Origin of the sequence: Quadrisphaera sp. GCM10027208 (assembly GCF_042658805.1) — a bacterium.
Lineage (GTDB): Bacteria > Actinomycetota > Actinomycetes > Actinomycetales > SCSIO-59966 > SCSIO-59966.
Genome location: NZ_JBHSRC010000005.1, coordinates 121495 through 134794 on the forward strand (window position 1 = coordinate 121495; position 13300 = coordinate 134794).

12 protein-coding genes are annotated in these 13300 nt (G+C 69.4%); 4 read left to right on the forward strand and 8 right to left on the reverse strand.

Going from position 1 to position 13300, the window contains the following annotated elements:
• The first annotated feature begins 18 nt into the window (after positions 1-18).
• Positions 19-2229 carry a Z1 domain-containing protein gene (locus ACFP6A_RS09885; RefSeq protein ID WP_379603347.1) on the forward strand — a complete coding sequence of 737 codons (2211 nt, stop codon included), beginning with the start codon at positions 19-21 and terminating at the stop codon, positions 2227-2229.
• Positions 2226-3179: a PD-(D/E)XK motif protein gene (locus ACFP6A_RS09890; protein WP_379603348.1), complete on the forward strand. Its 954-nt coding sequence runs from the start codon at positions 2226-2228 to the stop codon at positions 3177-3179. The genes ACFP6A_RS09885 and ACFP6A_RS09890 overlap by 4 nt, the downstream gene beginning before the upstream one ends.
• On the opposite strand, the gene ACFP6A_RS09895 is transcribed toward ACFP6A_RS09890, so the two are convergent.
• The 7 genes from ACFP6A_RS09895 to ACFP6A_RS09925 form a co-directional block, all read right to left on the reverse strand.
• Positions 3155-3535 (reverse strand): HigA family addiction module antitoxin, encoded by a 381-nt coding sequence (locus tag ACFP6A_RS09895; RefSeq protein WP_379603349.1) that lies wholly within the window; start codon positions 3533-3535, stop codon positions 3155-3157. The genes ACFP6A_RS09890 and ACFP6A_RS09895 overlap by 25 nt on opposite strands.
• Before the next feature lie 18 nt (positions 3536-3553).
• A complete protein-coding gene (locus ACFP6A_RS09900; protein ID WP_379603350.1) occupies positions 3554-4285 on the reverse strand; it encodes a hypothetical protein in 732 nt (243 codons plus the stop codon).
• A 178-nt stretch (positions 4286-4463) separates the two neighbouring features.
• Entirely contained in the window at positions 4464-5741 is a 1278-nt protein-coding gene (locus tag ACFP6A_RS09905) for an acetamidase/formamidase family protein (protein ID WP_379603495.1), read from the reverse strand.
• Positions 5742-6402: 661 nt separating this feature from the next.
• Positions 6403-6837 (reverse strand): nucleotidyltransferase domain-containing protein, encoded by a 435-nt coding sequence (locus ACFP6A_RS09910; protein WP_379603351.1) that lies wholly within the window; start codon positions 6835-6837, stop codon positions 6403-6405.
• Positions 6834-7769, reverse strand: a complete 936-nt coding sequence (locus tag ACFP6A_RS09915; RefSeq protein WP_379603352.1) for a hypothetical protein — start codon at positions 7767-7769, stop codon at positions 6834-6836. Before ACFP6A_RS09915 ends, ACFP6A_RS09910 begins: the two co-directional genes overlap by 4 nt.
• Positions 7770-7880: 111 nt before the next feature.
• Positions 7881-9296 (reverse strand): MFS transporter, encoded by a 1416-nt coding sequence (locus ACFP6A_RS09920; protein ID WP_379603353.1) that lies wholly within the window; start codon positions 9294-9296, stop codon positions 7881-7883.
• A gap of 110 nt (positions 9297-9406) precedes the next feature.
• Positions 9407-11332, reverse strand: a complete 1926-nt coding sequence (locus ACFP6A_RS09925) for a DNA/RNA helicase domain-containing protein (protein WP_379603354.1) — start codon at positions 11330-11332, stop codon at positions 9407-9409.
• A gap of 280 nt (positions 11333-11612) precedes the next feature.
• Here ACFP6A_RS09925 and ACFP6A_RS09930 point away from each other — a divergent pair, with 280 nt between their 5' ends.
• Positions 11613-12443: a nuclease-related domain-containing protein gene (locus tag ACFP6A_RS09930; protein ID WP_379603355.1), complete on the forward strand. Its 831-nt coding sequence runs from the start codon at positions 11613-11615 to the stop codon at positions 12441-12443.
• A 10-nt stretch (positions 12444-12453) separates the two neighbouring features.
• On the opposite strand, the gene ACFP6A_RS09935 is transcribed toward ACFP6A_RS09930, so the two are convergent.
• The gene (locus ACFP6A_RS09935; protein WP_379603356.1) at positions 12454-12870 is read right to left on the reverse strand and encodes a PPOX class F420-dependent oxidoreductase; all 417 of its coding nucleotides are present in this window, start codon (positions 12868-12870) and stop codon (positions 12454-12456) included.
• 227 nt (positions 12871-13097) lie between these two features.
• Here ACFP6A_RS09935 and ACFP6A_RS09940 point away from each other — a divergent pair, with 227 nt between their 5' ends.
• Positions 13098-13292 (forward strand): hypothetical protein, encoded by a 195-nt coding sequence (locus tag ACFP6A_RS09940; protein ID WP_379603357.1) that lies wholly within the window; start codon positions 13098-13100, stop codon positions 13290-13292.
• Positions 13293-13300 lie beyond the last annotated feature (8 nt).

Below are 13300 nucleotides of genomic sequence, written 5' to 3' on the forward strand. Positions count from 1 at the left end.
AAGGAGACGGGGACACAAGTGATCGAGCACGTGCAACTGGTACGGGAGATCCCGGCGTCCGGGACCTTGTGGTCCCCCGTGGTGGGCGAGGAGACGGCACGTCTGCTCGCCGACAGCGGGTTAGATGATGTGTCTCGCTTGCGGGTCGAGGACCAGTCAGTCGCAATCCTGTCCTCCTGCCTGCCTCCTCTACGGGACCGGGGTGCCGAGCAGCGGACCGGCCTCGTCGTCGGGTATGTGCAGAGCGGCAAGACATTGTCGTTCACCGCAGTCACAGCGCTCGCCCGTGATAACGGCTTTCCGTTGGTGATCTTGCTCGCCGGAACGAAGACCAACCTCCACAGGCAGACGTCCAAGCGGCTTCGGAGGGACCTCAAGGTCGAGCGCGCGGGCGGCATGTCTCCATGGCTGTTCGTAGACAATCCCAAGGTCGGGAACCAGGGTGCCGAGGCCATCGCTAAAGCAGTTCAGAGCGCAAATGACCCGGCGCTGCCTCTGCCGTTCCGGCAGACCGTTGTCATCACTGCTATGAAGAACAAGACGCGCCTGGACGCCGTCACGGCTGTCTTGAACGAGATGAGCAAGGAGGGAGTGCTGGGTTCGCACACCCCAGTCCTCGTCATCGATGATGAAGCTGACCAGGCCGGCCTGAACACCCGCGACGCGGAAGACCCTAGTGCCACCTACGGCGCGATCATGCGGCTTCGCGCCGCCGTGCCGCGGCACACGTATCTCATGTACACGGCGACGCCACAGGCGCCGCTGCTCCTGAACCTGGCTGACACACTTTCTCCAGATTTTGTCCGCGTTCTCGACCCCGGCGACGAGTACACCGGTGGTGAGTACTTTTTCGTTGAGCATCGGGCGACGTTCCTTCAGACCATACCTGAGTCGGAGGCTCAGGCGGCAGTCGACCCGGAGAACCACGAGCCTCCAGACTCGCTGCTGGACGCCTTGGCGACTTTCCTTGTCGCTGTTGTCTCACAGCAGGGTAAGCGGCAGCTTGCCATGCTCGTCCACCCCTCCCACGCCAAGGACATGCACCAGCGCTACCGAGCCTGGATCAGCGGAATTCTTGACGCATGGCAGGAGACTCTCCAACTGGGCGGGCCCGACCGCGACGACCTGGTCGAGGGGTTCCTGGAGCCGGCATGGCGAAGGCTTTCAACCAGTAATGCACCCGTCGTCACGTTGGAACAGGTGCTGAATGAGTTGCCGCACTGGATTGCCCGCGTGCGCGTCCAGGTGGTGAACAGCGAGGTGCCCGAGGAGGACGGTATTCCATGGGGCGTCTCGCCCGCATGGATTCTCGTCGGCGGAAATAAGTTGGACCGGGGTTTCACGGTGGAGGGGCTCGTTGTCACGTACATGCCCCGCGGTGCCGGGGTAGGTAACGCTGACACCATCCAGCAGCGGGCTCGTTTTTTCGGCTACAAGCGCCCCTACGCGGAGTTTTGCCGTGCCTGGTTAGCCCCCCTCACTGCGCACGCCTTTTCTCGCTACGTCGAGCACGAGCGTTACCTCCGCAAAGAGCTAACCGAGTTAGAGTCGGCGGGACAGGGGCTCAAGGGGTGGAAACGACGGATGCTGCTGGACCCGGCGCTCAGGCCTTGCCGACGGTCGGTGATCAGTCTGCCTCACCTGCACTCCAAGGTTCCTGCCGAGAAGTGGCTGCGCTTCGAGCGACTCGTGCAGCTCACCGAGCAGGGTCAACGACACAACCGTGCCCTAGTTAGTCGAGTTGTGGAGGCGCTTCGCTGGCAAGAGCACCCTCTAGATGAACGGTCGGATCACCGGCACCAGATCGCCACCTCGTCCCTAGCCGACTTGGTTGGGGTTCTGCTTGAGCCCTGGGCGGCGCACCCGCAGGATCAGATCGTTTTAAATCAGCTTCTACTTGTGCTGGGCGCGGGTCTCGACGAGTACCCTGGCGAGCGGGCAGATGTCGTGTGGATGCGTCAAGGCTTATCGAGGAGACGCCGTATCGTGTCGGCACCGGACGGGTTGGTTCTCAACCTGCAGGAAGGTCGCCGGCCAAGAGATACGGGCTACACCAGATTCCCTGGGGATGCCGCCTTCCACACCGAGGACCGGGTGACAGTCCAACTCTTTAGTGTGGACGCGACCGACGGCGCGGACGGTCCGGTAGTGGCACGCGACCTCCGCGCCCTAGCGGTCTGGGTGCCGCACCATCTTGCCGGTGGTGCCCTGGTCGAGGCACCAGAATGACCACGGCCAGCGATGTTCGCGCTGTCCTCGACCGGGTACGTCCGCCCGGGGACACCGGCTTCAACGCTCTTCAGCTGCCGGGTCGACCGAGTTTTCGCGTAGGTCGCGGCGGTGACGGCTCTGTCGTCCTCCTCACCCCGGCTGAGGTCGATGCGCACGTCGGTGCACCGACGCGCCTGCGTCGGCTCACCGCCCACGCGCGTGCCGTCGTGCGAGTAGAAGGCCCCGGGCACCCACCGGCGGACGAGCTTGTTGGCTTCCTGGAGCTGCGGGATCTGGGTGAGGATCTCGTTCCCGCGTTCTGCGGGATCGCGGCCACCGTCGTCGACCTCGTTGGCGACTCGCCTGCGCCGGGCGCCGTCCGAGCGGCCCTCCGGCACGTCGTCCGGCTCTTTGAGCCGCGTACCGGCGGGAAGGGCAGCGTGCTGGGCATCTGGGGCGAGCTCTTGACCGCCCTGTCATCAGCCGCGCCAGCGCGTTTTATTGAGGCCTGGCACGTCGACATCGACGACAGATTTGACTTCGCCGCTCCGGCTAGCCGTTTAGAGGTCAAGACCACTCAAAGCGGTTCCCGGGCCCACGAGTTTGATCTGGCGCAACTCAGCCCCGTCGAGGGCGCCGTGGTTCATGTGGCGAGCATCGTTACCACCGCGACGAGTGCCGGCACGAGTGTCGGAGAACTAGTTGACGAATTGCAAACAATGCTGGCGGACAGGATGGACCTCATCCTGAAGATCTACGATGTGATCGCCGAGACACTGGGGGAGGACTGGGTCACTTCAACGCGGGGCCTGCGATGGGACCGCACTCAGGCGGAGGCGGGACTGCGGCTGTTGCGTGCAGAGGACGTACCGAGCATCCGCCAAGAACTAGACCCGACGATTCTGTGGGTTCGCTTGAAGGTAGACGTTGACGATGTGCCGTTTCAGTTAGGCCCCGTGAAATTATAGCCTCTTGTCTCAACACACATGCCAGCCGCGACCGCGTTCCTTGAGATGAGGTTATCGCGCGATGAGGGGATCACGTTACCGATGTCGTCACCGTGCAGGCCGCGCTCTGCCTTGAGGTCGTAGTCGGTCTGGATGCTGATCCAGAAGCGGCCGTCGACACCGACCGCCCGGGACGGGCGCAGCGACGTGTCGGCCATGATGGCTCGCTTGCCGCGGACGATCTCGCTGGTTCGGGTCTGGGGGAGTCCGGTGGCCTGGGCGAGGCGGTACTGCGTGATGCCCAGCGGCTGCAGGACCTCCTCGAGGAGGACCTCGCCGGGAGTATCGGGTGATGTGCCTTCGCCACGGTCAGTCACTTCTCCGCGTACCGCAGCTCACCCATGGATGAGCTGGCCGGCGTTCGCCGTCCACGCCTCGTGCACGGCCCGCCAGGTAGCGCTCCGCTGCCCGGGGTGAACCAACGGCAGCACGGTGACGTGTCTGCCGAGCACGGATGCTTGATAGGTGCGCCCGTAGGTGTCGTCCGGGTGTAGTCGTTGCGGAAGGTCGTGTTCGTCGGCCAGATGGTGAATGACCTGCAGAGCCTCATTGCCGAGTGTCACGACGTAGTGGCATGAGCTGGACCGGATTTCGTCGGCCAGGCGCTCGCCCTCCTCAGCGATCGCCCTCGTGACGAGCGCGGAGGGGGACGGCCGGTACGGGAGGTCATGGGCGGGCAGGCCGTTCCCGGCTGCCCACGGGTCGTAGCGCTTCGTCATCGCGTCCCCCTGGCTCCCAGCGCCCCGGTGGACGAAGAAGTACGGGAGGACGTCGGTGGTCCAGACGTCGTCGATGGAGATGCCGAGGGGCCCGAGAACCTCGTCACGCACGCGTCGGCCCGAGGAGCCGTTGACGGGACCAGGGTTCGTGGCCGTGCCCCAGGTGTCGAGCCACGGCAGGTCAGTTTTCCACTGGGCTACTCGGTCCGCTGCGTCGCCGCCGTCCCAGAACGGCCAGGGCTCCGGTGCGACGGCGAGAGCGCGTACGCCGCTGGATCCGTGCGGTTGCCAGCGGACATGCAAGGCAGACGGGTAGACGCCGATGACCATGACCTCGGCCGCCGGCACTCGCCTGGACCCACATCTGCCGGCCTCAGAACCGAATGGAAACCGTGCCATTCGCGCCTCCCTCGTCGTGTGGTCAGGATGCCCCAGAGGCGCGCCCACTGGCGAGAAGCGTGTGCGAGGAACGGCCGAACAGCCGATGGAGAGCACCCAGCCTGCCCGCGGGGTCAGGACTGAACATTCAGCCGAGGTCCGCTTTGCGGATCAGGCAGTGGATCCCCGTAGTTCGATCCACCACCTGGGAGCATGCGAAGTCGGCGGCCGCGGAGAGGTAGGCGTAGGCGACCGGGCCGGCCATCCCCACGTCATCGGTGAGGAACGACAGGGCGTGCCGGACCGCGGTCTTCATGGCGATGTCAAGGCTGGTCGCGTTGCCTCCGTTCTCCGGCCCATCGGGATCACTGAGGCCGATGGGGATCCAATGGTCGGGGGTCTCCGCGAAGGGGTAGTCGAACGCTACGGAGGGTGCCTCGCCGCTGCCAGCCTTGATCAACGTCAGCCGGAAGGTGGTTCGCAAGGAGCCCTCCATGGCCGTAAGGGCAACTTCGCCGTTGCCCTGGACCATGTGCGGGTCGCCGCTGAAGAACAGGGCTCCTGGAACTTGCACGGGCAGGTAGAGCGTCGACCCCACGGTCAGGTCCTTGATGTCGATGTTGCCTCCCGCATCCGTGGGTGGCACAGAGTCCACCTGGGCAGTGGTGTCGCGGGCGACGCCCATCACGCCCATGAACGGGGCCAGCTCAAAGCCCACCGGCACCTCGCCGGGCAGGACCCCTCGGCCCTTGTCGACGGAGGCGAAGACACTGACGTTGCCGCCCTGGTTCAGATACGGGGCGTACTCGGGGACGTCACGGAACGCCTCGGGATACTCACCGGGGAGAGCGCCTTTGCCTTCCCTGTTCGAGATGACGCCGTAAGGCACGCGCAGCGCGACCCGGAGTACGTCGACCTTCAGCACGTCACCGGGCTCGGCGTCGCGGACGTAGACAGGACCGGTGACCACGTGCGGCCCCGGACCGGCATGGATCGAGTTGGCGGCGACGTCCACGGCATCCTCGAGCACCTGCCGCTCGGCCACACCGTAGCTGGCGAAGAACTCCCGGGGGTCCTGCCCCTGATCCTCCAAGATCCCCTCGTGGCTAACCGTGTCCATAGTGATCACGGCGCCCGAGCCCACGACCGCGACAGGTTCGCTGGACCTGTTCGGCAGAAACCCCCATGAGACCTCCTGCGCCTTCGCCGGTATGTAGAGGCCAGGCCGCTTCCCGGTACCAGGCTGGAGGACGTGGAAGTTCTTCCCACTGCGCGGACCGCTGGCCTGCGCAGGAGAAGCGAAGGCGCCCGCGCCGGTTGCCAGACCACCGATCGCGGCGGCACCTACGGTCGCACGTAGCAACGCGCGCCGGCGCAGACCGACGCCGAGGAGACCGGCGAGTTCGTCGGCATCCGTGGCTGACATCGTCGAGATCGAGGACACGGAAGGCCTCCTTCTCCTGGGGAACAGGTCCGCGACATGCCATCCCAACCGCGTTTCCGGGGATGGCACCTTTGTGCTTCCGCCAGGTAACGAGTCGCGACCGCACCAGAGCCCGTCCCCGGACCCGAGCCTCGATTGACGTGATCAGCGCGGCCGCGATCACGGGGAGTGCCAGTGCGAACAGGGTGAGCACCGTCGGATCAGTCGACGAGGAGTTCGCTCGCTGGTGCGTCCGCGCGCAGCCGACCACGCACGCTGTCGCGGGGTTCGAGAGGTCCAGGTGGGGACGGTTTCAAGCTGGTCGTCGCGGTCGTCGTCATCCGTCACGTCGCTGACGTCCTGATCGTGGCGGTGCGGGCGACGCGACGCCGGGTTCGCTGACGTTTCGGCTGTGGGACCGTGCGCGACACGCCGTCGGTGACCGCCAGAACGTCAGCGAACCTCGTGAGAGGGCTGCTCCATCGCCTCGGCCGAGGGGCGTCCACCACTGATGGGAACGACACCAGGTGCCGGGTCGGACAACGGGTTGTGCCGGTGGCCCCGTGCCCATGGAGAGCGCCGCTGGGCGTCGGTGGAGGCCTCCGACTCAAGGAAGGAGATGTCGGCCGTCACCGATCGCAGCAGGCGGAGGACGCGCGTCTCGTCAACCACGGCGCTGGCTCTCCGCGAACTCCTGGTGGGCACGCCGGATGCGGGGCAGCTCGTCGAAGTAGATCTTCCGTGTCGTGGCGACCCAGCGGACGCGAGCGGGAGGGTCGTCGTCGAACAGCAGCACGCCCTCGACCGCGACGCGGCCGGCCAGCTCGAGGGGCGCCGTGTCGAGCACGAGGAGGTCAACACCGGGGGGCAGCAGCACCTCGAAGGATGCCGGGGCCCCGGATCCCCACCAGGCGGCGACGTCCAGGTCGGAGTCTGGCCGGTGGTCTCCGCGGGCCCGGCTGCCGTGGACGAACGCGAACCTGGCGCCGGCCGCCCTCAGTTCAGCCACGGCTGCCGCCTGCCGCTCGTCGTCGTCCAGGACCACGTTGATCAGTCTGGCACGCGCGGCGCTGAAGAGCCGCTCCTGTGCGGGCGTCACCACTCCTCGCGGTAGGGGCCGCCCAACGGGACGACGTCAGCCCAGGGGCCGTCGTCCCAGCGACGGTCATTCTCCCAGGCGCGGTCATCCCAGGAGCCGTCCCGGCTCCAGCGGCGGCCGTACCGGCGGCACGCAGTCTCCGGCTCGCTCGCGACCTCCTCCAACCTGTCGGTGAGCCAGCGACCGAGCGGCGTGTCCTCCTCGGTCGCCAGTCGCGTCAGCCGCTTCTGCAACAGCTCGGGCAGCCGCAGCGTCACCGGGTGACCGAGCCGGACCTGTGCCTCCGGTCGGTGCGCCATGTCAGGAAGCAGGTCGGCCAGCGGCGGGACCGGGTCCCGCAGGACGTCGTCATCCTCGGCCAGCAGCTGGAGCACGGCGTCCCAGACCCCGCCCTCATCGCCCACGCCGCTCGCCGGCCACCAACAGTGCCGGCTGGCGCGGACGCGTAGTCGTTCGGCCAGGTCCGCACCCCGGGCACCGGCACGTGCGTCCAGGTCGACCCGTCGCACCTCGAGGTGGTCGCCGCGGAGACGGACGCCGACGAGCTCGCCTGCTTCGGGGAGCCAGCCGGCGGGGCCCGCCCAGCCGTCGGCGCTCGCAGCGGCGATGGCGTCGCCTCCGCTCACCAGCGGAGTCGACCGCGCGGCGAGCAGCCGCTGCAGCAGGCGCAGGTCGAAGGAGGGGCTCAGGCGGCGCCCGTCGTGGCACCGGGTCGTGAACCACCGCCCGTCGAGCAGGTGCCGCGAGTAGGCGTAGCGGCCGCCGGGGAGTTCCGGAGCCACGTCGCCGTGGCCGGCCAGGGCCTGCCTCACCGACGTGAGCGGGGTTCGGGACCGCGTGACCCCGGCGGCGACGCAGGCGTCCGTCAGCTCCTCCAGTGTCTGCGGGGAGCGCTGGCTCAACAGGCTGAGGCAGTACGAGGCGATCGTCATCCCGCCAGCCTGGCCCATCCCCGGGGGGCTCGCTGGCGTCATCCACAGGGCAGCGGGCAAGCCGGGGCCTCGGGCGTCGCCGACCGGCTGCGTCCCAGGACTGCCCGGGCGTCACACGGTGAACGTCCCCGGCTCTGATCGGGGGGCGGCGCCGGTTCGTTCCCCGCGCCCGGGCACGAAGAGCGCGGCGATCACCGCTCCGGTGAGCAGCAGGCCGGCACACCACCACATGGCCTGCGTGTACCCGGCACTGAACACCTCCGGGGCCTCGTAGTCGTCCCCGGCCAGTCCCACGGCCGCGGGCGCGGCGGCAACGGCGAGCAGGCTCGCGGCTCGTGCGATGGCGTTGTTCACCCCACTGGCCAGGCCTACCTGCGTAGCCGGGACCGCGGCGAGAACCGTCGCGGTCAGGGGCGTGACCATGAGCGTGAGCCCCGCGCCGAACAGGAACACCCCGGGCAGCACCTCGGTGAGGTACGAGGCGTCCGCTGGCACCCGGACAAGGAGCAGGACGCCGAGCGCGGCGACCGCCGGACCGGCGGTCATGAGCAGGCGCGGCCCGGTGCGGTTCATCAGTGTCCCCACCCGTGGGGAGAACAGCAGCATGAGCACAGTGAACGGGATGGTGGCTGCCCCTGCCTCCAGCGGGCTGTACCCGGCGACCACCTGCAGCTGCAGGACCAGGAAGAACATCAGCGCGCCGAGGGCGCCGTAGACCACGAAGGTCATCGTGTTCACGGCCGAGAACGTCCGGTCGGCGAAGACTCGCAGCGGCAGCATCGGATGGTCCCCTCGAGCCTCGACGAGCAGGAATGCCGCCAGCCCCGCAGCGCCGATCGCGGCGGCCAGCCACCCGCCCTGGATGAGGGCGAAGGTGACACCGCCGAGCCCGAGCACCCCTAACGCGGCGCCGCCGACGTCGAAGCCGCCGCGTGCGGACCGCGGCACCCCGCCGGACTCCGGTACGCGCAGCAGGCCCACCGCGATGACGACTGCGGCTACCGGCAGGTTGACGAGGAAGATCCACCGCCACGAGAGGACTTCGATGAGCCCGCCACCGAGCAGCGGTCCGACGACGCCCGCGACGCCGGACCACGCCGACCACACCCCGATGGCGCGCGGCCGGTCCTCCTCGGCGATGGTGGACTGGATGAGCGCCAGGCTCCCCGGCGTGAGCAGGGCGCCACCGATGCCCTGGAACCCGCGGGCCAGGATGAGCTCCTGGGTGCTCTGCGCGACGCCGCAGGCGAGAGAGGCGACGGCGAACCAGGCCACGCCTACGAGGAACACGCGGCGCCGGCCGAGGCGGTCACCGAGGGACCCACCCAGCAGGATGAGTGAGGCCAGGGCGAGCATGTAGGCGTTGACCACCCACTGCAGCTCCGGGAGGGTGGCGCCCAGGTCGAGCCCGATCGGCCGGAGGGCGACGTTGACGATCGTCCCGTCGAGCAGGGCGATCGCCGAGCCCAGGGTGGCGGTGAAGACCACCCACCGACCCGTCGCGGATCGCAGCGTCACCGGTGCCATGCCCACCATGCTCGCAGCCGGCGTGCTGTGAACGGCTGCGTCAGCGGTCCGGCAAGCGGGTGCGCGAGCGGTGAAGCACCGAGCACACAGTCGGGTCGACCGCCCGGGCCTCAGCTCACCCGGGGCCTGAGGGACCCGTCGACGGGACCCGTCGGCGTTGGGCCGTCGACCAGCCGCCTCAGCGCCTCCTGCGTCGCCGGATCGGTCGAGTACACAACGGTCCCGACCATGCCGCGGGTCAGCAGCACCTTGTAGACGTTGCGCACGAGGCGGTCGAAGTCCGCGTCGCTCACCGTCTTGGTGTTGCGGAAGTCTGGGTCCTTGTTCGCTGCTCGCACGCTGACCAGGCGGCCGTCGCGCCAGACCAGGTCGGGCCCCAGGATGACGCCGTTCCAGTCGTACTCGAAGCCCTGGGCCGTGTACACGCACCCGACCTGGCCGAAGCCCGCGTCGTCCGTCGCCCACAGGGCAGCCGGCGGCGCGCCACCCACCCGGCGGTCGCCCTTGACGTTCCAGGGCCTGCTCCAGGCCCCGATCCTCACGTCCGCCACCAGCGTGCCGTCCGGGCGGGGATCGCTCCACGGCCAGCAGTAGCCGGCAGTGATCCGTGCGGAGTAGCCCTGCTCCCGCTGCTGCTCGAGGAAGACCTCAAGCTCTTCTGGGCTCTCCGCGACCCGCAACTGCATCGTGGGGTCCCCCGGCCACGGCGCCGGCCCGCCGTCCGCCAGACCGAGCAGCCGGTGCACCCACTGGACGTACTCCTCGCTACCACCGCAGCGGAACTGGCTGCCCAGCTCGACGACGCAGTGGTCGAGACCGAGCCGGGCGCAGTGGGCCGCGATCTCCTCGACGGACCCCATCTCCCCGGGGCGCACGGTCTGCTCCTCGTCGAGCAGGAACACCGGCACCCGTGCCGCGGCGATCAGCTCGTCGAGCTGCGGACGGTCGCTGCGCAGCTCGGCCCGGGTGTACCGGTCCACGGACGTCCGGCGGATCCGGTGCGCCTCGTCGAGGATGAGGACGTCGAGGCCGTTGCGCTCCGCCGTCATGAACTGGTTGAAGTACTTGAACAGGCTGCGCACCCGCGGAGCCCGGTGCCCCGCGACCTGTCGCAGGGTCTGGGTGAAGGAGCGGGAGCCCGTCGCGTGGACGACGGAGCGCCCCTGGCGGGCGAGCTCGCCCAGCAGGGACAGGGCGATGACGCTCTTGCCGCTGCCCGGCCCGCCCGTGACGACGAGGACCCGCTTGCTGTCCGCCCGCCGCGACCGCTCCACCTCGTGCAGGACCATGTCGACGGCGAGCTGCTGGTCGCCTACCAGTCGGAACCGTTCCCGGTCGCGCACCTCGTCCGCGGCGACCTTCAGCAGCTGCACGGACGGCGCCACCTTCGAGTGCAGCAGCGCGTCCGCGAACGGGGCACCGGCCACGTCCGGTGAGAGCCGCTGGCGCAGGAACTCCCGCAGCGCCCCGCGGTCCGCGGCCGTGAACAGCCGCCCGGTGAGGTCCATCGGATAGGCGAGGAGGTCCCCGACGCGCTCCCGCTCGACCGCGTTGTGCAGGTAGGCGACGCCGGCCAGCGCGTCGGGCAGGTCCTGCACGCTCCGGGTGAAGTCCATGAGGTACTCGCAGTAGCCGCGAACCTGCTTGACCGGGTGCAGCTTCGGGCCGCCGGGCATGCCCGGCACGTCCACGAGGTTCGGGTCGTCCTCCCAGCTGCGGGCCGCGCTCCACTGCTTGAGCTCGACGACGACGTAGGAGGGGTCGCCCGTCCGGGGGTGTGCGCCGGCCAGGACGACGTCCGCCCGCTGACTCGTCAGCGGCAGGTGGTGCTCGACGAGCACCTCGACGTTCCCGAGCCCGGCCTCCACCAGGTCGGTCATGAGCACGGGAAGGCTGCGTCGCCAGGAGTGGACTTCCGCCTCGGCCGGCCGGTGCCCCATGCGGTGGATCATCTGGCGCATCATGTGCTCGACCACGGAGTCGCCGGCGGACAGCTCGGCGTGCAGCGCGGCCGCGGAGCGGCGGAGCAGCGTCACGGATGGTCCCCCAGGCAGCACGAACTGACTCGTGCGGGTGGGGGCATGTCCCGTGACACGGGAAGCCCGTCGGGCCGCTGAGCGGCACCATAGCGAGTCCCGGGTCCGTCCGGGGGCTCACCCGGACGGCGTACCAGCGCTCAAGCCCGTCACAGGTTCGGTCGAGAGAGGGAGGTCTGGCCGAAGCCGTCCCAGGACCGGCCAGGACGCCGGTGCAGGCGGCAACGACGGGGGGTGCCACGTGTCCGTGACAGGAGCTGCGGGCGGTGGGGCAGAGGACATGGCCCGCCGCGCCGCGGCGCGCGAGGCTAGGGCAAAGCGCGAGAAGGAGGCCTGGGAGGCCGGCGCCGCGGGCGAGCGGGCGGTCGGCGGCGTGCTGGAGAGTCTTGGCGAGAACGGTTGGCGCGTCCTGCACGACGTCCACTGGCCCGGGCGGCCCAAGGCCAACCTCGACCACGTCGCGATCGGACCCGGCGGCGTCGTCGTCATCGACGCGAAGAACTGGTCCGGCACGGTGACGGTCCACGACGGCGTCCTGCGCCAGAACGGCTACCGCCGCGACCAGGTCCCGGTCGCCGTCTGCGCGGCCGCCGGAGCCGTCACCGCCCTGCTCGCGCCGCAGCACCGGTCCGCCGTGCGTGCCGTGGTGTGCCTGGTCCAGCAGCCGATCGGCCCGCAGACACTGCCTCCCGGCGCCGTCCTCGTCGGACTGACCGGCCTCGCGCCGTGGCTGCGCTCCCTGCCGCCGGTGCTGCGCCCAGAGGAGGTCGCCGCCCTGCACGCCTCCCTGCGCCGTGACCTCGGCGGTCCGCACAGCCCCGAGCTGGCCACCACGGCCGCGCTGGCCCAGCGGGCCCCGACCGTCCTGGCCCGGCCCACCGGTCGGCCACGTAACCCGTCACGCACCCCGCCGCGAAACCCGTCAGGTCGTCGCGCGTCCGTCGGCAGAGGGGTGCCGTCGTCCGAGGGCGGCCGCGGACTCAAGGCCGCTGTCGCCGTGGGCGTGATCGTCATGTCCCTGCTGTGGCTGAACAACCTCACCGGTGGCCTGCTCCGTGCGAGCGCGCCGAGCGCGCCCGCCGCGCCGCCCGGCGTCGTGGGCCAGCCGTGAGGACACCGGCTCAGCCCTGCTGCGTCGGCCCCGACCTGGTCACCGTCATCCGCAGCAGCACCCGCTGCTCCCTGGTCATCGCGGCGCGGTAGTCGTCCCAGTCCGGATGCTCCCCGACGGCGAGCCGGTAGTAGTCGACGAGCGGTTCCATCGCCTCGGGCAGCGAAAGCACCTCCACCTCGCCCTCGACCTGCACCCAGGACCCGAAGAACTTGTCGGTGAACACGCACAGCGACGCGTACGGGTCCCGGCGGACGTGACGGACCTTCATCGCCGTCTCCCGGGAGCTGACAAGGACCCGCCCCTCGTCGTCCGCGACGGCCAGCACCGGGGACATCGCCGGCCGGCCGTCCGCGCGAGTGGTCGCCATGACGGCGTGGTGGTGCCGGGAGATGAAGGCGAGGGCGTCTTCGATGCTGTCGTTCATGCCGGAACGCTAGTCCTGTCGGTGGGCGTGGTGACCGTGGCCGAGCGCCGCAGGGGAGCGGTGCCGGTGATCTGCACCACTACTGTCGGTGGCTACCCCTTGCCGGCCATCCCCTCGCCCCTCGCCGTATGCTCGGTTGCCGGCGCGACATGCCGTGCGGCGGCGCCCGTCGCTCCCGATTCCGCACCTACCAGTTGACTTGACCGGGCTCGAGGAGAGGAACCGTCATGACCCAGGACACCCGTCCCGGCGCGTCCGAGATCATCACGTTCGTGGCCGCGGCCCTCTGCGCCGTTCTCGGTCTTCTCGTCTCACCGAGGTACGGCGGAGTCACCTGGCTCGTTCTGGTCATCGCCGCGCTGCTCTTCTGGCAGGGTGCCTCGCTGCGGCGGCGCCGCACCGAGCCGTTCCAGCCCCGATGAGGGCGGGG